We start from the raw sequence: 26,497 nt of genomic DNA, 5'->3' as shown, positions 1-26,497 counted from the left end.
ACGCCAGATGAAAGGCGCAACCGATCATTTCCCCTCAAGCCCGGTAAGGGCGGCCGCGAAATCTTGCGGATCGAAGGGGGCCAGATCGTCGATCTGTTCACCCACGCCGATGGCATGGATCGGCAGGCCGAATTTATCCGCCAGCGCCACCAGCACACCGCCACGCGCGGTGCCATCGAGCTTGGTCATCACGAGGCCCGAGACATCGGCGAGTTTCTGGAAGGTTGCAACCTGGCTCAGGGCGTTTTGTCCCGTGGTGGCATCGAGAACCAGAAGGGTGTTATGCGGCGCTGAGGGATCTTTCTTGCGGATGACGCGCACGATCTTGGCCAGCTCTTCCATCAGGTCCGCGCGGTTCTGTAAGCGCCCGGCAGTGTCGATCATCAAGAGGTCCGCTCCCTCGGCCTCGGCGCGGGTCATGGCGTCATAGGCAAGGCTGGCAGGGTCCGAGCCTTCGGGCGCGGTCATCACCGGCACACCGGCGCGCTGCCCCCAGACCTGCAACTGTTCGACAGCGGCGGCGCGAAACGTATCCCCGGCGGCGATCACCACGGATTTGCCTGCCCCCTTGAACTGGGCCGCGAGCTTGCCGATGGTTGTGGTCTTGCCCGAGCCGTTGACGCCCACAACCAGCACCACCTGCGGACGTTTGGCATAGATCGGCATAGGCCGCGCCACGGGTTCCATGATGCGGGCGATTTCCTGCGCCAAAAGTTCCTTGATCTCTTGGGTTGAAAGGCGTTTGCCCATGCGCCCTTCGGCCATATTGGCGGTGACGCGCAGCGCCGTGTCCACGCCCATATCTGCCGCGATCAGCAATTCCTCAAGGCTTTCAAGCATCGCGTCGTCGAGCACGCGGCGCGGGGCGCTGTCAGGCGCGGTGCGGCCAAGAAGACGGCCAAGGATGCCGGAACGCGGGGCAGCGGCGGGCAAATCCTGCGGCAGCTCGGGAGGGGGGGGCGGAGCGGTTCCTTCGGTCAGGGGCGCAGGCACCTCTTGCGGCGCGGGGGCCACAGGGGCCTCTTGCGGCGTAGGGGCTGGCACCTCTGACGGGGGCGGCGGGACCGAAGGCGGGGTCTCTGGTGGTGTTTGGGGTGTTCTGTCGGGCGTGCTCTCGTCGGCGCGCCCTTCGTCGACAATCGCCTCCAGCCCCTCCTCGAGCTTGGAAGAGGATTTGAACAGCCGTTCCTTGAGTTTCGAGAAAAACGCCATGCGCCCTCCGATCCGCGTGTCAATCCTGACCTAATGCGGATCGGAGGGAGATGGAAGCCTGTGCTTGGCTCAGATCTCGTCGGCGAAATGCTTCATCGTCAGACGGATGGGATTGGGCGCGGCCTGACCGAGACCGCAGATGCTGGCATCGGACATGGCGGTGCACAGCTCTGTCAGGAGCGGCTGATCCCAAGTGTCGGCCTGCATCAGCTTGACCGCCTTTTCACAGCCCACCCGGCAGGGGGTGCATTGCCCACAGCTTTCGTCTTCAAAGAAGCGCAGCATGTTGAGTGCCGCATCACGCGCCCGGTCGTGATCCGAGAGCACCACCACAGCCGCCGACCCGATAAAGGTGCCATGCGGTTGCAGAGTGTCGAAATCGAGCGGAACGTCATGCATCGACGCCGGCAGAAGGCCGGAGGACGGACCGCCGGGCTGATAGGCCTTGAACGTATGCCCATCAAGCATGCCCCCCGCCGCCGCAATAATGTCGGTGATGGTGGAGCCTGCGGGCAGGAGGTGGACACCGGGGTTTTTCACGCGCCCCGACACCGAGTAAGAGCGAAGCCCCTTGCGGCCATTCAGCTCGACCGTATTCAGGATTTCCGGCCCCTCGCGCAGGATGCGCGTGACCCAAAGCAGCGTTTCGACGTTATTGACCAGGGTGGGGCGGTTGAAAATCCCCACCTGCGCCACGAATGGCGGGCGGTGGCGCGGCAGCCCGCGCTTGCCCTCGATTGATTCGATCATCGCGCTTTCTTCGCCGCAGATATAGGCACCGGCGCCGCGACGCAGCTCGACATAGCCGGGCTTGATGAGATCTGCGGCCTCCAGTGCCGCAATCTCGGTGGCGAGGATATCGAGCACAGCGGGATATTCATCGCGCATGTAGATGAAGCAGCGCTCTGCCTCGACCGCCCAAGCGGCGATCAGCATGCCCTCAAGGAAGAGGTGCGGCGTGCGCTCGAGGTAATAGCGGTCCTTGAAGGTGCCCGGCTCGCCTTCGTCGCCATTGACAGCCAGATAGCGCGGGCCGGGTTCGGCGCGCACAAAGCCCCATTTGCGCCCCGAGGGGAAGCCCGCACCGCCAAGGCCGCGCAGACCCGCATCCAGCAGGGTTTGCTGCACGCGCTCGAATTCGGCATCGGCATTTCGTGTCGCGCGCAGATCGGCCAGCGTGGCATAGCCGCCAGCGGTGCGATAGGCATCGAGCGCCTCATAGGCGGGCACGTGGGCGTGTGTGTCGCCTGCGGCGACGGCAGCCAAGACGCTTTCGGGTGTGGCGTGGTCGATGTGATGATGGCCCAGCTCCACCACCGGGGCCGTATCACAACGCCCCATGCAGGGCGCGCGCAGGATACGGACCTGTGTGGGATCTGTGCCCTGCTCCAACGCGGATTTCAGCGCCTGCGCGCCTGCCAGCTCGCAGCTCAGCGAATCGCAGACGCAGATGGTGAGCGCGGGCGGCGGGGTCTCGCCTTCGCGGACCACGTCGAAATGCGCGTAAAAGCTGGCCACCTCATAGACTTCGGCCTGCGACAGGCGCAGCTCTTCTGCAAGCGCGCGCAGATGGGCCGCCGAGAGATGGCCGAATTTATCCTGAATACGGTGCAGATATTCGATCAAAAGGTCGCGGCGGCGCGGCCCCTCGCCCAAGAGCGCCTGAACCTCGGCCCAAGCGCCATCTTCAAGTTGGCGTCCCTTGGTGGTGCGACGGCCCTTGCCATCCCCGGATTTCCAGACGCCTTTGCGATCATCCAATGCCATTGCGATCATCCTCTTTCCCTGTTGCGACCGAACCTAACGGGCCGGGATGGGGGTAGAGCCCTCAAAAACGACATTTGCACCACCATTCGCGTTGATTGGCCCCTGAATTGCGATGGGGTGCGGCAAGGAAACCCTGTGCGCGGCCCCTGCCCCGGTTTACACTGCGGGAAAACTTGGACCGCTCATGCCGCTTTTTTCGATTGCCGCAAGCCTGCCCCTGATCCTGACTACGCTCGCCGCTCTGTGGGGCGGGGTGTGGGGCGTTTTGGCTTTGGGGACGATCACAGTGCTGGTGTTCACGCTGGACCGGGTGATTGCCGCGGACGGCAATCCTGACCCGGAGGCCGAGTTTCCCGCCGCCGACGCGGTGTTGGTGGGGTTGGGGCTGGGGCATTTCGTGGTGCTGGCACTGGCGATCTGGGCGGTGGCGGGGGGCCATGATCTAAGTGGCACAGAGCGTGCCCTTGTGGCTTTGAGTGCAGGGCTGAGTATGGGCCAGATTTCGCATCCAGTGGCGCATGAGTTGATCCATCGCCCTGCCCGCGCCAAGCGGTGGCTGGGGCGGCTGATCTATACGTCGCTGCTGTTTGGCCACCATGTCAGCGCGCATTTGCGGGTGCATCACGTGCATGTCGCAAGCCCAGAAGACCCCAGCAGTGCGCGGCCCGGTGAAGGGTTTTACCGCTACGCCCTGCGCGCCTGGCCGGGGGCCTTTCAGGCGGGATTAAGGGCCGAATCGCGGCGTCACGCGGATCGACCGCTCTGGCGGCATCCCTATCTGCTCTATCTGGGCGGGGCCGGGGCGCTTGTGAGTGCAACCGCGCTCAGCCTTGGGGCGGCCGGGGTGGCGGCGCTGTTCTTTATCGCGGGCTATGCGCAGGTGCAGATCCTGCTTTCGGATTATGTGCAGCACTATGGCCTGCGCCGGGCACAGCGCCAGGATGGGCGGCTTGAGCCGGTTGGCCCGCAGCATTCCTGGAACGCGCCGCATGTGATGTCTGCCGCAATGACGCTGAACGCGCCGCGCCATTCCGATCACCACGTCACGCCGCAACGCCCCTATCCGGCGCTGCAACTTGACCGCGCCACCATGCCGGTTCTGCCGCAGTCCTTGCCGGTGATGGCCGTGCTGGCGCTTGTCCCACCGCTTTGGCGGCGCATCATGGACCCGCGCGCCGCACGTTGGCGCAAAACCTCTGGCGGGGCAGCACCCGATCTGGCAGGTTAAGCGCATGCGTATCTTGGTTCTCTTCAGCCTTTTCTTTGCGGTCGCGGCCCCGGCTGCGGCGCAGATGACGGCAGCAGAATTCGATGCCTATACCCGCGGCCAGACCTTTTACTATGGTGCCGGTGGCGCGCCCTATGGCGGCGAGGAATATCTGCCCGACCGGCGCGTGCGCTGGTCCTTTCTGGATGGCGAGTGTCAGGACGGGCATTGGTATGAAGAACGCGGATTGATCTGCTTTGTCTATGACAACCGCCCCGAGCCGCAATGCTGGAGCTTTGAGCGCACCGATAAGGGGCTGATCGCCCGGTTCGCGGGAGACGAAAGCCTGTCGGAGCTTTACGAGGTCAGGCGGTCTGAGGCACCGCTGATGTGTCTGGGGCCAAAGATCGGGGTGTGAGCCTTGGCTTCTTTATGGTTCAAATACTCAAATCCCCGCCCTCTGCCTGCGCAACCCTAGAAAATCTTCCCCCTAGAAAGCCGGACCCCCATCGCCTAAGTTCTACCAAGACGTATGGAAACCGGCTGCGGGGGCGCCATGAGTGACACGGGACTTCAGAAGCTGGCGTTCCTGCTATTGGTGGCGCTGATCCTCTTTGTCGCTACGACAGGGGGCGTGTGATGGCGCAGCGCTTTGGCGGCAAATACAGCCCCGATGGCGCGGACAAGGGCGCGCCCGTGCCGGACCGTGGCGCGTTTCGTGGCGCGCGGCGGACGCGGGCGGGCGGGCGCGTGAACCTTTTGTTCTTTGCGCCCCTGCCATTGGCGGCGCGGGCCTTTGGCGCGGGCCCTGTTGAGCTGGCGCTCAACCTTGCAGCGCTCGGCACGCTTCTCTTGGCGGCATGGCTCACCCGTGAGGGGATTCTGGCGCAAGAGGCCTATGAGGCGCGCAAGATCGCGCGGCGTCCGGCCATTCCACGCAAGATTTTTGCCTCGGGGCTGACAGGTCTTGGCCTTGGCCTTGCCGGTTATGCCAGTGGCGGCGGCGTCATGGAGCCGCTGATCTATGCCACGCTGGGGGCTGTGCTGCACAGTTTTGCCTTTGGTCTTGATCCGCTCAAGGACAAGGGGATGGAGGGCGTCGACAGTTTTCAGACCGACCGCGTCGCCCGCGTCGTTGATCAGGCCGAAGATTATCTGCGCGGCATGACCGAGGCGCTGAAACGCGCGGGCGACCGGCAGGCGGAAACCCGGTTGGAGCGGTTTCAGATCACGGTGCGCGATATGCTGCGCACGGTCGAGGATGACCCGCGCGATCTGACGGCAGCGCGCAAATATCTGGGCGTTTATCTGATGGGCGCGCGCGATGCGACGGTCAAGTTCGCCGATCTGCACGCCCGTGCCCCCAACCCCGCCGCACGCGACAAATATCTCGCGCTCTTGGGCGATCTTGAGCAGAATTTCACCGCCAAAACCCGCGCGCTGATGCAGGATAGCAGCACCGATCTTGATATCGAGATCGACGTGTTGCGTGACCGGCTGGAGCGCGAGGGCGTTCACCTTGAAACCAAAGATTTAGCGTAAGAGGACGAAACCCATGTCAGAGACCACCCGTCAAAAGGCCGAAGCCGTACTGAAGGATGTCGAGGCCGTGAGCCGCGCGGTTCTGCCCGTACCCTCAGAGGCCAATGCCATTGTGCCGCTGGATCAAGCCGACGCGCCACAAAGCGCCGAGATCACCCGCCGCATGGCCGAAATCGACATGGGCGATACGCAATCCATCGTCTCGTTCGGCTCTGCTGCGCAAGCGGAATTGCAGGAAATCTCGCAATCGATGCTGCAAGGCGTGCGCAACAAGGATGTGGGGCCTGCGGGCGATAGCCTGCGCGGGATCGTGACGACAATTCGCGGCTTTGCGGTTTCGGAGCTCGATGTGCGGCGCGAGCGTTCGTGGTGGGAAAAACTGCTGGGCCGCGCTGCGCCCTTTGCCAAGTTCACGGCCCGGTTCGAGCAGGTGCAAGGGCAGATCGACAAGATCACCGATGACCTTTTGGCGCATGAGCACACGCTCCTGAAAGACATCAAGTCGCTCGACATGCTCTATGAAAAGACACTCGCGTTTTATGATGAGCTGGCGCTTTATATCGCGGCGGGCGAGGCCAAGCTCAAGGATATCGACACCAACGACATCCCCGCTGCAGAAGCCGCCGTTCAGGCCGCGCCCGAGAATGATCAGGTGATGAAGGCGCAGGAACTCCGCGATCTGCGGGCCGCGCGCGACGATCTGGAGCGGCGGGTGCATGACCTCAAGCTGACGCGCCAGGTGACGATGCAATCTTTGCCGTCAATCCGGCTGGTGCAGGAGAATGACAAAAGCCTTGTGACCAAGATCAACTCGACCCTCGTCAACACGGTTCCGCTGTGGGAAACGCAACTGGCGCAGGCGGTGACGATCCAGCGTTCCGCAGAGGCGGCGGCCGCCGTGCGCGATGCCAATGACCTGACCAATGAATTGCTGACCGCCAATGCCAAGAACCTGCGCGAGAGCAACAAGATGATCCGGCAGGAAATGGAGCGTGGCGTGTTTGATATCGAGGCCGTCAAACAAGCCAATGCCGATCTGATTGGGACCATTCAGGAGAGCCTGCAAATCGCCGACGAAGGCAAGGCCAAGCGGGCGAAGGCCGAAGAAGAGTTGAAAAAGATGGAGGCCGATTTGCGGGATACGCTGGCCTCGGCCAAGGCGCGGCGCGATGGGGTGGGCGACACGGCAGGCACCGCCGTGCCCAAAGGCTAAACCGGCCATGCGGGGTTTGCGGGCGAGCGGGGGGATAGTGGGGCTGGCACTGATGGTGCTGGCGGGATGTGACGCGCCTGCACCGCCTGCAACCTCGGCGCGCCCATCGGTGCGCCCCATCGTTGCCCCGCCCGAGGTGGCGCCCGGACCCTCGGCCAATAGTCTTGCGCTGGCCAGCTATTACCAAAGGGTCGAGTCCGATTTGCTCAGCCGCGGGCTTTTGCGGCGTGACGGCGGTGGACCGGACACGCCCTATACCGACACGGATGTGATGCGCAATTTCGAGCGGATCGCGTTTTATGACGAGTATCAGCAGGGTGCGGGCTATCGCCCGTCCTCGGGGCGTGCGGGGGGCCTGCGCAAATGGGTGGGCCCGGTGCGGATGAATGTGGAATTCGGTGCCTCTGTGCCAGAGGCGCAGCAGGCCGAAGATCGCCGTCTGGTCGCCGATTATGCCGCGCGGCTGGCCCGTGTCACCCGCCACCCGATCAGCGCGGGCGGGGGGGCTGCGAATTTTCATGTGCTGTTCATGGGCGAAGATGATCGCGACGCCATGCTTGCCCGTATCCGTCAGCTTGCGCCCGAGGCCGGGCCAAACACCATCGGCATTTTCCGCGACATGCCGCGCACCATTCATTGTCTCGTGGTGGCCTTTTCAGGACAAGGCGAGGATCATGTCTATCGCCGCGCGATTGCTCTTATCCGGGCTGAACACCCGCCCTTGATGCGCCAATCCTGCGTGCATGAGGAATTGGCGCAAGGGCTTGGCCTTGCGGATGATTTCCCCGGCGCGCGCCCGTCGATTTTCAACGATGACGACGAATTTGCCCTGCTGACCAGTCAGGATGAAGAACTGCTCTGGCTGCTGTATCACCCAGACCTCAAACCCGGCATGACCCCCGACGAGGCCCGCCCCATCCTGCGCCGCTTGCTCGATGCGCGGGCGGGCGGGCCGGTCTGATCCCCCGATTATCCGATTACAGGAGTATCCCGATGCCCATCTTCGATTTCCTCTCCGGCCAGTTCATCGACGTCATTCACTGGACCGATGATACCCGCGACACGATGGTCTGGCGGTTCGAGCGCGAGGGCCATGAGATCAAATATGGCGCCAAGCTGACGGTGCGCGAGGGGCAGGCGGCGGTGTTTGTCCATGAGGGGCAATTGGCCGATGTCTTTACCCCCGGTCTCTATATGCTCGAGACCAACAACATGCCCGTGATGACCAGCCTGCAACATTGGGATCACGGCTTTAAATCGCCCTTCAAATCCGAGATTTATTTTATCTCGACGACGCGGTTCAACAATCTGAAATGGGGCACCAAGAATCCGATCATGCTGCGTGATCCGGAATTTGGGCCGACCCGCATCCGCGCCTTTGGTACTTATACGGTGCGGGTGGCGGATGCCGCGAAATTCCTGAGCGAGATCGTCGGCACCGATGGCGAATTCACCATGGACGAAATCAGTTTCCAGATCCGCAATATCATCGTGCAGGCCTTTTCGCGCATCATCGCCGGAAGCGGTATCCCGGTGCTCGACATGGCCGCCAATACCGCCGATCTGGGCAAGCTGGTGGCGGGTGAGATTTCTGCCGTGGTGGCGGAATATGGCCTCAGCATCCCCGAGTTTTACATCGAGAATATCTCGCTTCCGCCCGAGGTTGAGGCGGCGCTGGACAAGCGCACCTCGATGGGGATTGCCGGTGATCTGGGCCGCTTTACCCAATATTCCGCAGCCGAAGCGATGACCGCCGCCGCCAAGAACCCAAGCGGTGGGGCGGGCATTGGTGCGGGGTTGGGCATGGGGATGGGCATGGCCATGGCACAGCAGATGGCGGATCAGGGGCCTTGGGGCGCGCGCCCTGCCCCCGCCGCCGCGCCCCAAAGCCCACCGCCGCCACCCGTGGAACATGTCTGGCATATTGCCGAAAACGGCCAGACCCATGGCCCCTATTCCAAGGCCGCGATGGGGCGGATGGTGACGGATGGCAAACTGACACGCGACAGCCATGTCTGGACAGCTGGGCAGGATGGCTGGAAACGGGCCGAGGATGTGACGGAACTGGCCACGCTTTTTACCGTGATGCCGCCACCGCCGCCGGGTGCGTGATCCATGCGCCGGAGCCTGACGATCACGCTGCACTGGCTGAACCTGATGCTTTTGCTGTTCGTGCTGGGCGATGGCGGGGCGACAGCGTGGTTATCGCTCGCCTATGCGGCCTCGGCGCTTGGCATGTGTGCGCTGGCGCTGGTGTTTGGCCTGATGAGCGGGCCGGGGCCAAAGCTGACGGGGGCGGTGCGCGCCCTGCACCCGTGGTTGCATCGCGCGCTCTACCTGCTTTTGGCTTGGGGGGCGGTGGCGCTGGCGGCAGAGGCGATGGGCCATGCGTTGCCCGGCCCCGAGGCGCGCAAGCTGCTCTTGGCGCTTTTGGCGGCCACGGCGCTGCATGCCACCTTTAATCTCTGGCGGCACACGGCGCTGGGGGACGGGGCCTTGCGCCGCATCACCCCGCGCGCCGTGCATCATATTCTGTGAGCCAAATGCAAAATACCCCGCCCCCCGCGCCTGTCACGACCGAAACCCAGCACCGTTTCCCCTGTGTCAGTTGCGGTGCCGATTACCGCTATGATCCGGGGCAAAACCATCTGATCTGCGACCATTGCGGCGATATTCATGCCATCGTGGCGGGGGGGCCATGGAAAGGCGGGATCAAGGAGTTGGACTTTGAGCGCGCCCTGCGCGATCAACTGCCCGCGCAAGAGATGGAGGAGGTCCGCAGCACCACCTGCACAAGCTGCGGTGCGCAGGTGGAACTGGGCGCCGATACCCATGCCGCCGAATGCCCGTTCTGCGCCTCGCCGGTTGTGACGGATACAGGTGCGCACCGCCATATCAAGCCACGCGCCCTTTTGCCCTTTGCACTGGACGAGGCCACGGCACGCCGCGCCATGACCGATTGGCTGGGGCGGCTGTGGTTCGCGCCCAATGGCCTGCAGGATTACGCCCGCAAGGGGCGGCGGATGGAGGGCATCTATGTGCCCTACTGGACCTTTGACGCCGATACCAAATCCACCTACCGGGGCGAGCGTGGCACGGTCTATTACGAGAGTCAGACGATCGTCCGGGATGGCAAGCGCCAGACCGTGCAGGTGCCCAAAATCCGCTGGGCCCCCGCCTCGGGGCGGGTGGCGCGGTTTTTTGACGATGTGCTGGTGCTGGCCTCTACCTCTTTGCCCAAGCGGTTTACCGAGGCGCTGGAACCTTGGGATCTGGCGGCGCTGGTGCCCTACAGCCCTGAATACCTTGCCGGGTTTCGGGCTGAGGGCTATCGCGTCGAGTTGGAACACGGGTTTGTCGAGGCGCGCGTGCGGATGGATGCGATCATCGCCCGCGATGTGCGGTTTGACATCGGCGGCGACCGTCAGCAGATCCACGAGATCGACACCGAAGTCAGCGACGTCACGTTCAAGCATATCCTGCTGCCGGTCTGGCTTGCGGCGTATAAATATCGGGGCAAGACCTATCGCTTCGTGGTCAATGGCCGGACCGGACGGGTGCAGGGCGAACGCCCGTGGTCGGCGTGGAAGATCGCGGTTGCCGTGGTCTTTGGGGCGCTCATCGCAGGGGCGGTGGGCTATCTCATCGCTCTGGAGCAGGGTGTTTTGTGAGGCACAACTGGCGGAAAACCGCCGGGCAGGGCATGGATAAGCCGCAAAACTCGCCCTATGATGCCCGGTCAAGGCCATGGGCCTGATGGATCTAGGCCGGGCAAGGACATCGCGGAATGACGGACAATTTTGAAACTTTACAGGGGCTGTTGCAGGCCCGCCATTCCTGTCGCGCATTTCGGCCCGATCCGGTGTCCGACGAAACCATCCTCCAGATCGTCACCGCCGCAGGCCGCGCGCCGTCATGGTGCAATGCGCAGCCCTGGCGCGTGACCGTCACGCGAGGGGCTGAGACCGAGCGCTTTCGTGACGCTCTGCTCGCGGCGGTGCAGAATGATCACCCCGGTCCAGACCTGCCCTGGCCCGAGAGCTATCCCGGCGCACATGGCGCGCGGCGGCGCGAGTGCGGCCTACAGCTCTATGAGGCGGCAGGGATTGCCCGCAACGACCGCGCCGGGCGGGCTGAGCAATCCATGCAGAATTATCACCTGTTTGGCGCACCGCATGTGGCGATTGTGCAGTCCGAGGCGGCCCTTGGCCCCTATGGAGCCATGGACACGGGCGGGTTTGTCACCGCCTTCATGCTGACGGCGACGGCCTTGGGGGTGGGCACGATTGCGCAAGCCTCTGTCGCGGCCTATGCGCCGATGATCCGCGCGCATTTCGACCTGCCCGAAAGCCGGTTGATCCTCTGCGCGATCTCGTTTGGCTTGCCCGATATGGACCACCCCACCAATACCTTTCGCACCAGCCGGGCGGGGTTGGACGAGGTGCTCGATCTGCGCGGCTGAGTGCGGCTAGTCCCGGAGGTTTTCCAATGCGCGCCCTTTTGCAACGTGTTTCCGAGGCCTCTGTCGCGGTCGAGGGCGAGGTCATCGGCCAATGCGGGCGGGGCCTTTTGATCCTTGTCTGTGCCATGCAGGGCGACACCGCGGCCAACGCAGAGCGGTTGGCGGCCAAGATTACCAAACTGCGCATCTTTCCCGATGAGGCAGGCAAGATGAACCGCTGTTTGACCGACATCGACGGCAGCGTTCTGGTGATCAGCCAGTTCACACTGGCCGCCGATACCTCGCGCGGCAATCGGCCCGGGTTTTCAACCGCCGCAGATCCCGAGACCGGGCAACAGCTCTATCTGCATTTCGCCAAGCAGTTTGCACAGCATCATATTCCCACTGAACTGGGAAAGTTCGGGGCGGATATGAAAGTATCCTTGGTCAATGACGGGCCGGTGACGATCTGGATGGAGGGCTGAGGGCCCTCCCCTTAGCGCAATTTCAGCGTCGCCAAGCCAATCATCGCCAGAATAAGCGCGATGATCCAGAATCGGATGACGATCTGCGGTTCGGCCCAGCCCTTTTTCTCGTAGTGGTGATGGATAGGGGCCATTAGAAACACCCGCTTGCCAGTGCGTTTGAAATAGAGCACCTGAATGATGACCGAAAGCGCCTCGACCACGAAGAGGCCGCCGACGATGCCCAGCACCAGCTCGTGTTTGGTGACGACGGCAATCGCCCCCAGCGCGCCGCCCAAGGCCAAGGAGCCGGTATCGCCCATGAACACGGCGGCAGGCGGGGCGTTATACCACAGGAATCCCAGACCGCCGCCGACCAGACCGGCAACAAAGATCAGGATTTCACCCGTGCCCGGCACGTAATGCAGCCCGAGATAATCGGTGAAATCGACCCGCCCCACCGTATAAGCGATGACGCCAAGGGCCGACGAGGCAATCATCACCGGCATGATCGCCAGACCGTCAAGACCATCGGTGAGGTTGACCGCATTGGCCGCGCCAACGATCACGAACATCGCAAAGGGGATAAAGAGAAAGCCGAGGTTGATCAGCACATCTTTGAACACCGGCAGCGCCAGTTGATATTGCAATTCGGACGGATGATTGAGCCCCGCCCAATAGGCGGCGATGAGCGCGATGAGAAACCCAAGCCCCAGCCGCACCCGGCTAGAGACGCCCTTGACGTTTTGCTTGCTGACCTTGGCGTAGTCGTCGGCAAATCCGATGAGAGCAAAGGACAGCGTCACGAAGAGGACAAGCCAGACATAAGGATTGTCGAGCCGCGCCCAAAGCAGGGTCGAGGTGACAAGTGCGCCCACGATCAGAAGGCCCCCCATGGTGGGCGTGCCCGCCTTGGAAAAATGCCCTTCGGGGCCATCGCTGCGAATGGGCTGGCCTTTGCCTTGGCGCTTGCGCAGGACCATGATCAGGGGCGCGCCGAACAAAAAGCCAAAGATCAGCGCCGTCATAAAGGCACCGCCTGCGCGAAAGGTGATGTAGCGGAAGAGATTGAAGAAATCCCCGCCATCCGACCAGATGGTGAGCCAATAGAGCATTAGACTTGTCCTTCTTCTGTCACCCGGCCCACGCGCCTCAGCGCTTCGACCACAAGGCTCACCCGGCTGCCCTTGGAACCCTTTACCAATACCACATCGCCTGCGTCGATCAGCCGGTGCGCCTGCGCTGCCAGCTCTTCGGCGCTGGCCACCCAACGACCGCGCCGCGCCTCTGGCAGAATATCCCACAGGGCGCGCATACGGGGACCAACGCAGTGGATTTCGTTTATCCGCGCCATATAGGGCAGATCAGCCAATCCTGCGTGCATTGCGGCCTCATCCGGCCCAAGTTCCAGCATGTCGCCCAGAATGGCGATCCGGCGCCCGCGCGACACGCGGCCCACACCATCCCGCGGGTGCGCCGCCGCCAGAACTTCGAGCGCGGCGGCCATCGAGGTAGGATTGGCGTTGAACGCATCGTCGATCAGGTCAATGCTCATCCCGTCGCTGGCCAGATCAAGCACCAGCTCTTCGCGGGTGCCGCGCCCGGCGGGGGGGGCCCAACTGGCCAGATCAGCCATGGCCACGGCCCGGTCACAGCCCAGCACCTGCGCCACCGCCAAAACGGCCAGCGCGTTCATTGCAAAATGCCGCCCCGGCACGCCCACCTTGTAAACCAGCGGCGAGCGCCATGCGCGGGCGTGGCCCACGGTCACGTGGTCATGCAGTTCGACGTTGAGCAGGCGGTGATGCGCACCGCGCGCGGTGCCAAAGCTGAGGATGCGCGCCGCATGCTGCGCAGCCTTGGCGCGCAAAATGGGCGTGGTCGCGATGTCGGCGTTGATCACCGCCACGCCCCCCGGCTCTAACCCTTCAAAAATGCTGGCCTTTTCTTTGGCGATGCCGTCGATATTCTCGAATGCTTCAAGATGTGCGGCGGCGACGGTGGTGATCACCGCCACATGCGGCCGCGCCATAGACGCCAGAGGGGCAATCTCGCCGGGGTGGTTCATGCCGATTTCGATCACGGCAAACTCTGTATCCACCGGCATCCGCGCGAGCGTAAGCGGCACGCCCCAGTGATTGTTGTAGCTGGCTTCGGCGGCGTGGGTGCGGCCTTGATGGCCCAACACGTCGCGCAGCATTTCCTTGGTCGAGGTTTTGCCAACCGATCCGGTCACGGCCACAACGCGGGCCTCCGAGCGGGCACGCGCCGCACGGCCCAGATCCTCGAGCCCCTTTTGCACATCCTCAACAATCAACAGCGGGGCCTCGGCGGGCAGGCCTTCGGGGATGCGCGACACCAGCGCCGCCGCAGCCCCCTTGGCCAGCGCCTGCGCCACAAATTCATGCCCGTCGCGGGCCGCGTTGAGCGCCACGAAGAGATCGCCGGGTTTGAGGGTGCGGGTATCAATGGATACGCCGGTCGCCTGCCAGTCGGCTGTGCTGCGCCCCTGCGTCGCGGCTACCGCGTCTTTTGCTGACCAAAGGCTCATGCCCGCCCCCCATCAAGCAGCGTGACCGCAATGCTCGCCTGTTCCACATCATTAAAGGGCAGCACATCATCGCCAACGATCTGCCCGGTCTCATGGCCTTTGCCGCAGATGAGCAGCGCATCGCCCGGTCCAAGCGCATCGACGCCGCGCAGGATCGCCTCGGCGCGGTCGCCCACGTCGGTGGCCTTGGGGCAGCCCTGCATCACGGCGGCACGAATGCTGGCCGGGTTCTCAGAGCGGGGATTGTCATCGGTCACGATCACGCGGTCGGCATGGGCCGCCGCCGCCTGCCCCATCAAGGGCCGCTTGGCGCGGTCGCGGTCGCCGCCCGCGCCCACGATGGCGATAAGCCGTCCCATCACATGCGGGCGCAGTGCCTTGATCGCGGTCGCCACGGCATCGGGGGTATGGGCGTAGTCTACAAACACCGCCGCCCCATTGTCGCGCGTTGCCGCCAGCTGCATGCGCCCACGCACGGTGCGCATATCCGGCAAAACCTCGAACACCTGTTCGGCATCGGCGCCGGCACCGATCACAAGCCCTGCCGCCAATAGCACATTTTCGGCCTGAAACCCGCCGATAAGATCGAGGCGCAGTTGATTGACCTCATCCTCCCATTCAAAGCGCAGCACCTGGCCTGTTGCGTCAAAGCGTTGCGCGATGAGGCGCAGATCGGCCCCCGGCGCACGCCCGACGGTGATCAGGTCCTGCCCACGCTCGGTGGCGATGGCCGCCATTTCGGCCCCGCGCGGATCGTCGATATTGATCACCGCCACGCCATCCTCGGGCAGCACGCGGGCGAACAGCCCCGCCTTGGCGGCAAAATACTCGTCAAAGCTGGCGTGGTAATCCAAGTGATCCTGCGTGAAATTGGTAAATCCCGCCGCCATCAGATGCACGCCGTCGAGACGCCGTTGCGCAAGGCCGTGCGAGGAGGCCTCCATCGCGCCATGGGTCACACCCGCAACCTCACATTTGGCCAGCATCCGGTGCAGGGTGATCGGCTCTGGCGTCGTATGGCCCAAGGGCGCGCTATAGGCCCCCTCGACCCCCGTTGTGCCCAGATTGACGGCGGCAAGGCCCATCCGCTCCCAGATTTGTCGGGTAAAGGTGGCCACCGATGTCTTGCCGTTGGTGCCAGTCACGGCGATCATGGTTTCCGGCTGCGCGCCGAACCAAAGAGCGGCCGCAAAGGCCAGCGTCTGACGCGGATCTTCTGCCACGACGAGGGCGGCATCGCTGAGGCTCAGGAAATCCTGCGCCAGCCGCGCGCCGGTGGCATCCGTCAGGATCGCCCCTGCCCCTTGGCGCAGCGCGTATTGGATAAACTCGGCCCCATGCACCGTTGTGCCCGGCAGGGCGGCAAAGAGAAAGCCCGGCTTTACCTCGCGGCTATCCACCGCCAACCCTGTGATATTGGCTTGACGCCCGGCTTGGGCTGTCAGTCCCAAAGCCGCCAATGTTTTGATCTGCCCCACCGCACTGCCCCGTTCCGGCTTAATTCGATGTCAGGCTTATAACAGCAAGCGGGCTAGGTTCAATCTCGGGTCGCACCCCAAGCAAAGGTGCCACGCGACGGATGATTTCCGCAGCCACCGGCACGGCTGTCCAGCCCGCCGTGCGGCGTGCCTCACTGCCAGAGGTCTCGACCGGTTCATCCAGCGTGACCACCAGAACATATTTCGGATCATGGGCCGGAAAGATGCTGGCAAAGGTCGAGATGACCTTGTCCTTGTGATACCCGCCGCCGCGTTCCTTGGGTTTATCGGCGGTGCCGGTCTTGCCGCCCACGGCATAGCCCGGCACTTCGCCAAGGCTTGCCGTGCCTTCGGACACGACTTGGCGCAGCATTCTGCGCATGGCGGCTGAGGTGGCCTCGGTGATGATCCGCTCGCCCGGCGCGCGGGTGGGATCGCGCAAGAGCGTGGGCGTTACCAGCCGTCCACCATTGGCAATCGTGGCATATCCCGCCGCCAGATGCATCGGGCTGATCGAAAGGCCATGGCCATAGGAAATCGTCATGGTCGACAGGTCCGACCAGTTCTTGGGCAAAAGGGGCGTGCTGCCAGAGGCTTCGGCAATTTCCAGATGCACGGGCGCGATGAAGCCCAATTGCTCTAGAAATTCGCGCTGGCGTTTGGCCCCGATTTCCAACGCAATGCGCGCGGTGCCCACGTTGGAGGATTTGACGATCACCTTGGTCGCGCTGAGTTCCGGGCCGTAATTCTTGAAATCGCGAATGCGGAATTTGCCCCATTGCATCGGGCTTTTGGTGTTGATCATGGTCTCGGGGTTGATCAGGCCCAGATCAAGCGCCTGCGCCACCGGAAACACCTTTAAGGTGCTGCCCAACTCGTAAACACCCTGTACCGCACGGTTAAAGAGCGGGCTATCGCTTGGGCTGCCAGAGGTTGGCAATGCGGGGCGGTCGTTGGGATCAAAATCGGGGAGCGAGGCCACGGCCACCACTTCGCCGCTATGGGCATCCATCAGGATACCTGCCGCCCCCTTGGCATTCATGATCTTCATGCCGCCGAAAAGCACCCGCTCCATCGCCGCTTGCACGCTGAGATCCAGCGACAGGCGCAGGGGTTCATGTGCCTGCGCCGGATCGCGCAACCGCGCATCCTGATGCCGTTCGATGCCCGCCACGCCGACCAGTTCGGCGGCATGCACCCCCTCGCGGCCAAAGCTGGTGCCGCCCAGCACATGCGCGGCCAGCCGTCCGTTGGGGTAAAGCCGCATTTCGCGCGGGCCAAAGAGCAAGCCCGGCTCGCCGATGTCATGCACCGCCTGTTTCTGTTCGGGGCTGAGTTTTTTCTTGATCCACAGGAACTTGCGCGGGCCAGTGAAATCTTTGATCAGGCGCGCGCGGTCGAGATCGGGAAAGATTTCGACCAGCTTGTCGGCGGCCTGTTCCGGGTCGATCATCTGCTGGGGTTGCGCATAGAGACTGTGGGTGTCGAAATTCGTGGCAAGGATGCGCCCCTCACGATCCACGATATCGGCGCGCTGCGCAAAGATCTGCGCGCCCGCGACGCTGGTCGTCGGCTCGGACGGTTCGGTGCCCGCCAGCACGCCCATGCGCCCACCGACAACCCCGAAGGCCAAGATAAACACGCCCGCCAGCACCAAAAGCCGCCCCTCGGCGCGGCGACGGGCGCGGTCGCGCATTTCCTCGTGACGCAGGCGAAGGTTCTCACGTTCGATGGCATCGGGGTTTTCGCCCCGATTGCGGGCCTCGAGGATACGCGCGAGCGGGCGCAGCGGCGTGCGGATCATGGAAACTGCTCCGTGTTCGAAACATCAACAGGGTTGGTGATCGGCAATTCGGCGGGCTTGGGGAACGAGACCTGATCCACCCGGCCAAATTGATAAGGTTGCAGGGGCAAGAGACCCAGCTTGTCGTAGTTCAATTCCACCAGATCCATCAGCCGGTCAGGGCGGTTGAGATAGGCCCATTCGGCATTGAGCACGCGCAGACGCGCACGCGCCTCGCCAATCGCATTTTGCAGCGCCTGCGCATTGGCCTGCGCCTCTTGAGTGCGATAATTTTCGCGATAGGCCCAAAAGGCCAGACCGATGACGGAAAGCGCGGTCAAAACATAAAGAATGCTGCGCATCATTTCGCTCCCTTCAACATGGGGACACCCAAAGCGCTGCGCTCGCTCTGCCCTGCAGGGGCATCGGTGCGCGTGGCAACACGCAGCCGGGCAGACCGGGCGCGTGGATTTACGGCCAATTCCTCGTCATCGGGGCCGATGGCCTTGCGCGATTTGAGGGTGAATTGCGGTTCTTCGCGTGTGATTTCAGGGGCGTGGCGGCTGCCGGTGCCACCCCCGCCCGAGCGCGCCGTCAGAAAGCGTTTGACGATCCGGTCCTCGATCGAATGAAAGGTCACGACCGCCAGTTGACCGCCCTCTTTGAGCGCGCGTTCCGCCGCCTCCAGCCCTGCGATAAGCGCGCCGTATTCGTCATTCACCGCGATGCGGATCGCCTGAAAGCTACGGGTGGCGGCATGCGCCTGCCCCGGCTTGGAGCGCGGCAAGCACCGCTCGATAAGGCCCGCCAGATGCAGGGTGGTTTCAATCGGGGCCTCTGTACGCGCCTTGACGATGGCGCGGGCGATCCGCCTGCTCGCGCGCTCCTCGCCATAAAGATAGAGAATATCGGCCAGATCGGATTCTTCGGCGGTATTCACCAGATCGGCGGCACTTGGCCCCTCTTGGCTCATGCGCATGTCCAGGGGGCCGTCCTTCATAAAGGAAAACCCACGCTCGGCCAGATCAAGCTGCATCGAGGACACGCCCAGATCGAGAACGACGCCGTCAAGATCCGTGGCATAGTCATCCATCTGTGCGAAATTGCCCAGCACAAGGCGCAGCCGGTCACCATACTCTGCCCCCCAGCCCTGCGCCATGTCATGCGCCAGCGGGTCACGGTCTACGCCGATGACCTGATCGGCACCGGCATCAAGCAGGGCGCGGGCATAGCCCCCTGCCCCCAGCGTGCCATCAAGCCAAACCCCCTGAACCGGCGCCACGGCGGCAATCAGCGGGCGCAAGAGAACGGGGATATGCGGGGCGTTGGATTTTGGGGCGGCGGCAGCGGCCATGGATCAAACCCCGTCCGGATTGTCGAGCAGGATCAACGGATCAAAGTCATCGGGGAATTCATCCAACCATTCCTCGGTCTTGGACAGTTCCTCGGCCTCATAGGTCTCGGGCTTCCAGATCTGAAAGGTATCCCCGGCGGCGATAAAAAACGCCTCGTCCTCAAGCTCGATCTTCTTGCGCAGCTTGGCAGGCAGCACCAGACGCCCGGTCTCATCCACCGCGGTGGGAAAGCTCTGACCGTGAAACAGGCGCTGCAGATGTTTGCGCGCATTCGACCCGCGCGGCAGGGCGGCGATCTTGGCATCCACCTCTTGCATCGCCTCGATGGTATAGCACTCGAGATAGCGGCGGCGGTGGTCGCCATAAACGATGATGAGTTCCGGGTTAAGCCCGTCGGTCCAGCTCGGATCTGAGGCCTCGATCACACGGCGAAACAGGGCCGGGATTGATACCCTGCCCTTTCCATCCACCTTGTGGAGGCTCTCGCCTCTAAAAATCCGGCCCACTGTCCCGTTGGTCCCTATATCTGCCCCAGATTGAAAACGTACCCCTGAGACACGAAACGGCGGGTTGATCTGCTGCCACTGATCAACCCGCCGCCCTCGTCCCGCTTGAGCGGGGTGTCCGACTGCGCGCGCCACCTGGGGGGATGTCTGCTCGCTCGCGCGCCGGATCTCTTTGTTCGATGAAAGCGGGTGCCTGTATGAAACCTGACTTGGGAGTTTTTCGGGGTCTTGGCGCCCCTCTGTGATCCCGTCCTCATCGTGTATTCTTGATACACTGGGAAATTGTCCCATGGCAACGATTTTTTACGGGATAAGCACAGGATATTGTTGTAGCAGGCCCGTGAAAACAACATTCTGTAGCAAAATTCGCAAGAAATTTACCTTATCTTGTGTGGTACTCAATCTTGATAACAAAATATACGGAAACTTGGGGCGATTAAAATATCCCGTGATTTCCCTAGCTATTCCGACACTTTGGATAGAATCCATCGTCCTTTCCCACAGAAACCCCGTATTTCAGCAGTGAATCACCTATAACTCTTACCCAAATATCGAAAGTGATTCGCGAAATCACGTGGAAAAGACCTGATTCCTCAAATCTGTCCCATACATTCCCATCAAACTGCAAACGCGGACAGCCAGAACGACAGAACCCCGCCACTTGGGCGAGGTTCTGCTTGGGTTTCGTCAGGCAAGAGGGGCGCGCGCGCCGGTCAGTTCACAAGGCGGCGCAGCATCGGCAAGCGCGAGAGCACCAGCCCATCGAGTGCCAACACGGTGATGAGCGTTAGCCCCGCCATCGGAAACGCCAGCGAGACCGCTATCCCCACCAGCACCGCACCTTGCCACATCGGCATGTCGCGGGGCAGCGGCGGTGCGGCCAGACGCCCGCCCGCCCCGGCAGGGCGACGCTTCCACCACATCACAACGGAGCTGACGCAGAGAAACAGCACCGCGAGGCAGAAGACGGTATTGGCCAGCACGCTCCAAAGGCCCATCGTGCCCATGTGCAGCGCGATCCCCACCGCCATCGCCTTGCCCGCCAGCGAGTAATCCTCATACCGCACATCGGCGAGGATATTGCCGGTGTATTGATCGACATGCACCGTGCGGTCGGTGGTCGGGTCGGTGTCGTCGGTATTCATGGAGTCGCGGTTGATGGTCCAGACGCCTGCCTCGCCCTTGGGCAGGTTGAGCTGATAGCGGGCGTCAAAGCCGATGTCGCGTGCGAGCGCGTCGAGCGTGTCAATCGTCACCGGCGTCCCGGCCTCTGTATCGACGCCTGCGTGACCGGCATGGCTACCAGAGGCTGGCATCGGCGTGAGTTCAAGCGCCCAAGGCACCTCTTTGCGGTCGTGGTTCATGCTGGCGTGGATATCATCCGAGAGGGGCACGTTATCCCATTTCTCGGCTGGAAACTGGCTCCAGGCCTGCACCAACTTTTCGCCCCAGATCCCCGCCCACGCAAGACCAGAGACAAGAAAGAACGCGAGCACGATGGAAATCCAAAAGCCCAGCACGCCATGCAGTGACCGCCAGAGCGCGCGGCCCCGGCCAAAGGTCGGGACAAGGGCCGTTCGCCACCCTGCCCCGCGCGGCCACCACATGTAGAGACCGGTGGCAATCAGCACCATGCCAAGAGAGGCCGCAATTTCCAGCATCCGATCGCCGGTCACGCCCAGCATCAGGTTGCTGTGGATACCATCGGCGAAATCATACCAGCCCGAGCGGCGGGGGAAAATCTCGAGCACCGCCGCCGTGTAGGGATCGACAACGACCATGTTGGCCTCATCGCCAAGATCAACGCGGAAGATCGCGGCAAGATCATCCCGGCGAGGGGCCACATATTGCTTGAGCGTGCCACCGGGAATGGCGGCCAGCGCGCTCTCAGCCTGTTGCGAGACGGCGAGTGCCATCTCTTGCGGCACCACCGGCGTGCGTTCGCCGTCGCGCCCGTCGATCCACGAAATCCACAGCATCAGCATGCCAGTGACGGCAAGGATACAGAAGAAGGGGATGACAAACAGGCCCGCGTAGAAATGCCAGCGCCAGGCGGCGAAGTAGAATTTATTGACCCCGGTGCGCGTCTGCGCAGGGGCATAGGTTGGATCAATCGACGTCATGAACGACTCCATTGGGACAGCCCCCATGGTGGGGGTGAATTTCAAAAGCTGTTGGATTTGAAATTCAAACGCGCGGCGGCGCGCGTCCCTGTTGCAACCGATATGCAATGGATTGCACAAGTATCTCAGATGCGCCCGGAACAAGGGGGGCGATGCGCGGCACCTGCCAGGTCCGGACAGTCTCCGGCAGCGCCAGAACAAGCACGCTATCAACCAGACGACAGGCCTCACAGCCAGGGGCAGCCCGATGGTCGGAATGTCCGGGGGCGGTGTCGTGGGCAGTGTGATCCTCGCACAGATCCTGCGCCGTCCCTCCAGCCGCGATGAAGGCAAGATACGAGGGATCGAGCGTGCGGGTATCGACAGAGCGATGTGCAAAACTGACCCCGGCCAATGCCAAGCTAACGGCAAAGACCACGATCAGTTTTGAGAGCAAGGTTAGTGGGGCACGCATCACCCGCAGGACATTGCCACAGGTCAGAGAGCCGCACCAGCCACGAATGCCTTGGAATGCAGATCCGGAAGGCCCCCCAACTCAAGACGCATCTGTGCGGCGGGCAGGCTGACATCGGGCGAGAGGCTCAGAAAGACCTCGCCCAGCGTGTCAAAACCCCTGGCCCTGCAAAAAGGCACGGCATTGAGCGGGCACAGGCAGTGCATCTGCTGCACCCCTGTCAGGTCTGCCATCGCAAGAAGATGCCCCATGAGCGCGCGGCCTAGTCCCTGCCTCTGCCATTCTGGCGCAATGGCCAGATGCCGCAGATGCGCCTGACCCGGTGGGCAGGTCCGGCCAAAGGGGCTGATATCGCTCCAGCCCGCAATGCCCAGCACCTCATCCCCTGCCTCGGCCAGAACATAGCGGCCACCAAAAAGCAGCGATGGCACCGGGCGTGTCAGATGAGGAAGGGCGGCGCGGACCAGCGTCTCGGGATAGGTGCCCGACATGTGGCGGGCATAGGCCGCGCGCATCAGATCGGAAATCGCTGCATGGTCGGCAGGAAAGACGGGGCGGATCAGAATCTCGGACATCGGCAAACCCTTTTGGGTAAAATTGCCGGCCACCGGAGCGCCCAAAAGGAAAAAGCCGCGCTCGGGTTGGCGCGGCTTTGGCTGTCTGGTCTGGAAGGGAGATCTTACTTGATCTTGCCTTCCTTGTACTCGACATGCTTGCGCACCACGGGATCGTACTTTCGTACGGTCATCTTTTCGGTCATGGTGCGTGCGTTTTTCTTGGTCACGTAGAAATGGCCCGTGCCCGCGGTCGAGTTCAGACGGATCTTGATGGTCGTCGGCTTTGCCATTTTTTGTCTCCTGCGCCGGGCAGTCAAACCGCCCGTGAATCTCTTATGAAGCCTGCCTTTTAGCGACGCCCGCAGCCGAGTCAACCGCGATTGTCATGAAAGTCGGCGATTTCGTTGCGCCGTGCCTCAGTTCGAGGACAGGCGCGTTGGCTGGCGGTAGAAATAATGCACGCCAATCGAGGCCGTGCGCGGAAACTGCCGGGCCCAGCGGGGGTTGACGTTGCGGGTGTGGTAATGCGTGGCCCCACTGGTCAGGCTGCGCGGTGCGCCATCGACCATGGCGCGGGCCACTTTGCCCACTTGGCGAAACGCGTCGCCTTCGGCGATCACGTCGGCATGGCCATCACAGGTATAGGTGAATTGGCACTGATATTTGCGGCCCGTGCCCTGATGGATCACGCCACAAACGGAATCGGGATAATTGGGATCATCGACGCGGTTCAGGATCACTTCGGCCACTGCGAATTGTCCCTTGACGCTTTCGCCGCGCGCCTCGAAGTAAAGCGCCTCTGCCAGACAGCGCCACTCGGGGCCACCTTGGGCCGGGGCTTGCTGATCGAGCCAGGTGCTTGAATAGCTAATCTCGGTCTCGGGGCTGCTGAGATAGCGCGCCATCCGGTCGCCTGAGATCGCGCGCAACGCGCGCATTTCTTGTTCCATCAATCGGGTCACAGGGGCGTCGGCCATGACCGGGCCTGCCAGCACTGCGATTGCCGCAGCGAGTGCAATCCGTCTCATTCTCGTCTCCAGGCGGGTGGACGTATGGTCCACGGCATGTGCGCCCCTTAGCCAAAATCGGCACAGGCGTCCACCTGAGGCACCGGCGGGTTCCCGCCGATGGCATTTTCTATCGCAAATTATGGCTCGACTTTGTCTTATCTTGCGCAAACAGGCACGGAAACTACCGCATCTTGTCGCGCACCGTCAGCTGTGCGGCAGCGAGTCGCGCCACCGGAACACGGAACGGCGAGCAGGAGACATAGGTAAATCCGGCATCGCGGCAAAAGGCGATTGATTCGGGATTGCCGCCATGTTCACCACAAATTGACAGGCTGATGTCGGGATTTGCCGCGCGCCCACGCTCGGCCCCTATTTTCAGCAACTCGCCCACACCATCGACATCGAGCATGTGGAACGGGTCTTCGGGGTAGACGCCCTGCTTGACATATTCCGACATGAAGCGGCCCGCGTCATCCCGCGAGAGGCCATAGGTCATCTGTGTCAGGTCATTGGTGCCAAAGCTGAGAAAGGACACCAGCGGCGCGAACTCGCCCGCGCGCAGGCAAGCGCGGGGTGTCTCGACCATCACGCCCAGACGATACGTGAAATCGCGCCCGGTCTCGTTGCGCACGGCAGCGGCCACGGCATCGACGCGTGTCTTGACCAACTCGACCTCGCGCTTGGCACTGACCAGCGGGATCATGATCTCGGGCACAACGGGCGCGCCTTCGCGGCTGGCCTCAAGCGTAGCCTCGAAAATGGCGCGCGCCTGCATGTCATAGATTTCGGGCACCGTGATGCCAAGCCGCACGCCGCGCATACCCAGCATGGGGTTATACTCGCTCAGCGCCTCGACCCGACGGGTGACATCCGAGAGCGGAAGATCCAGCGCCTCGGCCAGTTGCAGATGCCCCGCGCGGTCGGTGGGCAGGAATTCGTGCAGCGGTGGATCAAAGAGGCGGATACAAACCGGCAGCCCCTGCATGATCCGAAAGAGATCGGCCAGATCGGCACGCTGCATCGGCAAGAGCCGTTCCAGCACGGCGGCACGGTCGGTGCTGCCATCGGCAAAGATCATCTCGCGCATCACCGTCAGACGCTCGGTATCAAAGAACATATGTTCGGTGCGGCACAGCCCAATGCCGCGCGCGTCGAACTTGCGCGCCACCTCTGCATCCGCGGGGGTATCGGCATTGGCGCGCACAGCAATGTCGCGCACGTCATCCGCCCAGCTCATCAGGGTCTGAAAGGCGTCGTCGCGTGCCACTTCAAGAAGCGGCGTCTCGCCCGCCAGCACCAGACCGCCGGTGCCATCCACGGTGATCACATCACCGGCCTTGACAACGCGGCCATCGGGCATGGTCAGTTGCTTGCGCCGGGTCTGAAAATGGATTTCCGAGGCACCGACCACGCAAGGCAGGCCAATGCCGCGCCCGATCACCGCCGCGTGGCTGGTCATGCCGCCCCGCTCGGTCAGAACCGCCACGGCGGCATGCATGCCGCGAATATCCTCGGGGCTGGTTTCGCGGCGCACAAGGATACAGGCCTCGCCGCGCGAATGGCCAGCCTGCGCCTCGGCGGCGGAAAAAACCACGCGGCCCGTGGCAGCACCGGGGCTGGCGGCGATACCTCGCGCCAGCACATCACGCGGGGCGTTGGGATCAACCTGTCGGTGCAGCAATTCATTAAGCGCGCGCGGCTCGACCCGCATCAAGGCCTCGTCCCGGCTGATGATGTCATCCTCGGCAAGCCCTACGGCAATGGCCACCGCCGCGCGGCCGTTGCGCGGCACGCGCAGCCCGTCCAAAATCCAGACCTTGCCATTCTCGATGGTGAATTCGGCCTGCATTTCCTCGCGCAGGCGGGCGCGCATCAGCTCGGCATAGGCGCGGATTTCGGCAAAGGCATCGGGGGCCAGATCCTCGAGCGAGGGGCCGCGCGGATCCCGGGTGAGATAGATCGCATCCGCACCGCTGCTGAGCGCATCGCGCCCCTGGCTTTGGCTGAGGTAGCGGCCAATGATCTGCCGCGCGCCGGTCTGGCCGTTGACCAGTTGCATCACGCCAGAGCCGCATTCCCCCTGCCCCAACCCCAGCGCCAATTCCTGCACCACAAGGCCAAGGCCCGCATCGGCGGGCGCACCTTTGGCCTGTCGCAAGAGCCGCGCCGTCGTCCCCTCCCAGGCGCGCGCCATAGAGCGCAGCACCTCGGTCAATTGCTTGCCGGGATCTTGGGGGAATTCTTCTTCTGCTTCGGATTCATAGGCCTTGAGCGCTTGGCTCAGCCCCAGCACCGGATCGGGCGAGACATCCTCGAACACATCCGGATCAAGCCGGGCGACATGGATGGCATAGGCCTGCACAAACCGCAGGTAGATATGCGAGGCCGCCTCTTTGCCGATGCGCTCCGCAAGTTCGACAAAGCGTGTATCATTGATGCCGATGTTGAGCACAGCCCCCGGCCCTCCCCAATCAGGGTCTTCGGACGAGGGGCGCACACACAGGAGCGGGGCCGCGCCGAACGGGGCCAGAAACCGCGCCATATCCGGCAATTCCCCCGCCGCGATGCGATGCACCGCCTCAAACGACAGGGCCACGGTGCGCGGCACCGGCAGATCAAGCCGCACAAGGCGCTGCAGACATTTCGCACGCCCCCCATGGGTATGGGTATGCATCGGGGCCGTGGGGGTGATGAGGGTGATATGGCTGTCGTCTTGCTGCACTGCGGCACCTTTCCTTTGACCGCACCATACGCGCGTTGCAGCACAAGGCAAGGGAAAGGATCACGGGTTTGGGATCGGTCCGGCTTGGTTAGAAAACCCCGCCCGGGGCTTG

General features: G+C 63.0%; 25 protein-coding genes. 10 read left to right on the top strand and 15 right to left on the bottom strand.

Annotated elements, in window-relative coordinates:
* Window positions 1-24: 24 nt before the first annotated feature.
* Window positions 25-1,212 (bottom strand): signal recognition particle-docking protein FtsY, encoded by a 1,188-nt coding sequence (ftsY, locus tag ROSMUCSMR3_RS18105; protein WP_081508266.1) that lies wholly within the window; start codon window positions 1,210-1,212, stop codon window positions 25-27.
* A 69-nt stretch (window positions 1,213-1,281) separates the two neighbouring features.
* Window positions 1,282-2,979 (bottom strand): NAD(P)H-dependent oxidoreductase subunit E, encoded by a 1,698-nt coding sequence (locus ROSMUCSMR3_RS18100; protein WP_198385551.1) that lies wholly within the window; start codon window positions 2,977-2,979, stop codon window positions 1,282-1,284.
* A gap of 184 nt (window positions 2,980-3,163) precedes the next feature.
* Here ROSMUCSMR3_RS18100 and ROSMUCSMR3_RS18095 point away from each other — a divergent pair, with 184 nt between their 5' ends.
* The 10 genes from ROSMUCSMR3_RS18095 to dtd all read left to right on the top strand — a co-directional run bounded on the left by ROSMUCSMR3_RS18095 (window position 3,164) and on the right by dtd (window position 11,867).
* Window positions 3,164-4,207: an alkane 1-monooxygenase gene (locus ROSMUCSMR3_RS18095; RefSeq protein ID WP_081508664.1), complete on the top strand. Its 1,044-nt coding sequence runs from the start codon at window positions 3,164-3,166 to the stop codon at window positions 4,205-4,207.
* A gap of 4 nt (window positions 4,208-4,211) precedes the next feature.
* On the top strand, window positions 4,212-4,604 hold the full coding sequence (locus ROSMUCSMR3_RS18090) for a hypothetical protein (protein WP_081508264.1): 393 nt from the start codon (window positions 4,212-4,214) through the stop codon (window positions 4,602-4,604).
* Between the two features lie 221 nt (window positions 4,605-4,825).
* Complete coding sequence (locus ROSMUCSMR3_RS18085; RefSeq protein ID WP_081508263.1) at window positions 4,826-5,728, top strand: 5-bromo-4-chloroindolyl phosphate hydrolysis family protein; 903 nt, start codon at window positions 4,826-4,828, stop codon at window positions 5,726-5,728.
* A gap of 13 nt (window positions 5,729-5,741) precedes the next feature.
* Complete coding sequence (locus ROSMUCSMR3_RS18080; protein WP_008280316.1) at window positions 5,742-6,941, top strand: toxic anion resistance protein; 1,200 nt, start codon at window positions 5,742-5,744, stop codon at window positions 6,939-6,941.
* Between the two features lie 37 nt (window positions 6,942-6,978).
* The gene (locus ROSMUCSMR3_RS18075; RefSeq protein WP_081508663.1) at window positions 6,979-7,902 is read left to right on the top strand and encodes a DUF2927 domain-containing protein; all 924 of its coding nucleotides are present in this window, start codon (window positions 6,979-6,981) and stop codon (window positions 7,900-7,902) included.
* 32 nt (window positions 7,903-7,934) lie between these two features.
* Window positions 7,935-9,053 carry an SPFH domain-containing protein gene (locus ROSMUCSMR3_RS18070; protein WP_081508262.1) on the top strand — a complete coding sequence of 373 codons (1,119 nt, stop codon included), beginning with the start codon at window positions 7,935-7,937 and terminating at the stop codon, window positions 9,051-9,053.
* A 3-nt stretch (window positions 9,054-9,056) separates the two neighbouring features.
* Window positions 9,057-9,479 carry a hypothetical protein gene (locus tag ROSMUCSMR3_RS18065; RefSeq protein ID WP_081508261.1) on the top strand — a complete coding sequence of 141 codons (423 nt, stop codon included), beginning with the start codon at window positions 9,057-9,059 and terminating at the stop codon, window positions 9,477-9,479.
* A 5-nt stretch (window positions 9,480-9,484) separates the two neighbouring features.
* Window positions 9,485-10,612 (top strand): primosomal protein N' (replication factor Y) - superfamily II helicase, encoded by a 1,128-nt coding sequence (locus tag ROSMUCSMR3_RS18060; RefSeq protein WP_081508260.1) that lies wholly within the window; start codon window positions 9,485-9,487, stop codon window positions 10,610-10,612.
* Between the two features lie 116 nt (window positions 10,613-10,728).
* Window positions 10,729-11,403 (top strand): nitroreductase, encoded by a 675-nt coding sequence (locus tag ROSMUCSMR3_RS18055; protein WP_008280311.1) that lies wholly within the window; start codon window positions 10,729-10,731, stop codon window positions 11,401-11,403.
* 26 nt (window positions 11,404-11,429) lie between these two features.
* On the top strand, window positions 11,430-11,867 hold the full coding sequence (gene dtd / locus ROSMUCSMR3_RS18050) for a D-aminoacyl-tRNA deacylase (RefSeq protein WP_081508259.1): 438 nt from the start codon (window positions 11,430-11,432) through the stop codon (window positions 11,865-11,867).
* 11 nt (window positions 11,868-11,878) lie between these two features.
* Here the strand turns inward: dtd and mraY are convergent, their stop codons facing one another.
* From mraY to ROSMUCSMR3_RS17985, 13 genes are all read right to left on the bottom strand, one after another.
* Window positions 11,879-12,961 (bottom strand): phospho-N-acetylmuramoyl-pentapeptide-transferase, encoded by a 1,083-nt coding sequence (gene mraY, locus ROSMUCSMR3_RS18045; RefSeq protein ID WP_008280309.1) that lies wholly within the window; start codon window positions 12,959-12,961, stop codon window positions 11,879-11,881.
* A complete protein-coding gene (locus ROSMUCSMR3_RS18040; RefSeq protein WP_081508258.1) occupies window positions 12,961-14,397 on the bottom strand; it encodes a UDP-N-acetylmuramoyl-tripeptide--D-alanyl-D-alanine ligase in 1,437 nt (478 codons plus the stop codon). Before ROSMUCSMR3_RS18040 ends, mraY begins: the two co-directional genes overlap by 1 nt.
* On the bottom strand, window positions 14,394-15,875 hold the full coding sequence (locus ROSMUCSMR3_RS18035) for a UDP-N-acetylmuramoyl-L-alanyl-D-glutamate--2,6-diaminopimelate ligase (RefSeq protein WP_008280307.1): 1,482 nt from the start codon (window positions 15,873-15,875) through the stop codon (window positions 14,394-14,396). The genes ROSMUCSMR3_RS18040 and ROSMUCSMR3_RS18035 overlap by 4 nt, the downstream gene beginning before the upstream one ends.
* A gap of 19 nt (window positions 15,876-15,894) precedes the next feature.
* Window positions 15,895-17,679, bottom strand: coding sequence for a peptidoglycan D,D-transpeptidase FtsI family protein (locus ROSMUCSMR3_RS18030; RefSeq protein WP_081508257.1), 1,785 nt, complete (start codon window positions 17,677-17,679; stop codon window positions 15,895-15,897).
* A complete protein-coding gene (gene ftsL / locus ROSMUCSMR3_RS18025; protein WP_198133575.1) occupies window positions 17,676-18,020 on the bottom strand; it encodes a cell division protein FtsL in 345 nt (114 codons plus the stop codon). Before ftsL ends, ROSMUCSMR3_RS18030 begins: the two co-directional genes overlap by 4 nt.
* Complete coding sequence (gene rsmH, locus ROSMUCSMR3_RS18020) at window positions 18,020-19,012, bottom strand: 16S rRNA (cytosine(1402)-N(4))-methyltransferase RsmH (RefSeq protein WP_081508256.1); 993 nt, start codon at window positions 19,010-19,012, stop codon at window positions 18,020-18,022. Before rsmH ends, ftsL begins: the two co-directional genes overlap by 1 nt.
* Before the next feature lie 3 nt (window positions 19,013-19,015).
* Window positions 19,016-19,519, bottom strand: a complete 504-nt coding sequence (mraZ, locus tag ROSMUCSMR3_RS18015; RefSeq protein ID WP_081508255.1) for a division/cell wall cluster transcriptional repressor MraZ — start codon at window positions 19,517-19,519, stop codon at window positions 19,016-19,018.
* 713 nt (window positions 19,520-20,232) lie between these two features.
* The gene (locus ROSMUCSMR3_RS18010) at window positions 20,233-21,642 is read right to left on the bottom strand and encodes a PepSY-associated TM helix domain-containing protein (RefSeq protein WP_037297392.1); all 1,410 of its coding nucleotides are present in this window, start codon (window positions 21,640-21,642) and stop codon (window positions 20,233-20,235) included.
* A 64-nt stretch (window positions 21,643-21,706) separates the two neighbouring features.
* Window positions 21,707-22,096, bottom strand: a complete 390-nt coding sequence (locus tag ROSMUCSMR3_RS18005) for a DUF2946 family protein (RefSeq protein WP_081508254.1) — start codon at window positions 22,094-22,096, stop codon at window positions 21,707-21,709.
* Between the two features lie 23 nt (window positions 22,097-22,119).
* Entirely contained in the window at window positions 22,120-22,671 is a 552-nt protein-coding gene (locus ROSMUCSMR3_RS18000; RefSeq protein WP_237183482.1) for a GNAT family N-acetyltransferase, read from the bottom strand.
* Window positions 22,672-22,775: 104 nt separating this feature from the next.
* Window positions 22,776-22,943, bottom strand: coding sequence for a 50S ribosomal protein L33 (gene rpmG / locus ROSMUCSMR3_RS17995; protein ID WP_007799108.1), 168 nt, complete (start codon window positions 22,941-22,943; stop codon window positions 22,776-22,778).
* Between the two features lie 126 nt (window positions 22,944-23,069).
* Entirely contained in the window at window positions 23,070-23,681 is a 612-nt protein-coding gene (locus ROSMUCSMR3_RS17990; RefSeq protein ID WP_037297247.1) for a cell wall hydrolase, read from the bottom strand.
* Between the two features lie 163 nt (window positions 23,682-23,844).
* Window positions 23,845-26,337: a putative PEP-binding protein gene (locus ROSMUCSMR3_RS17985; protein ID WP_375554739.1), complete on the bottom strand. Its 2,493-nt coding sequence runs from the start codon at window positions 26,335-26,337 to the stop codon at window positions 23,845-23,847.
* Between the last annotated feature and the right edge of the window lie 160 nt (window positions 26,338-26,497).

Source organism: Roseovarius mucosus, from assembly GCF_002080415.1.
In the GTDB taxonomy this organism is placed as follows: Bacteria; Pseudomonadota; Alphaproteobacteria; order Rhodobacterales; family Rhodobacteraceae; genus Roseovarius; species Roseovarius mucosus_A.
Note: the sequence above shows the minus strand (reverse complement) of the source record. Positions and strands in the feature narration are given on the sequence as shown.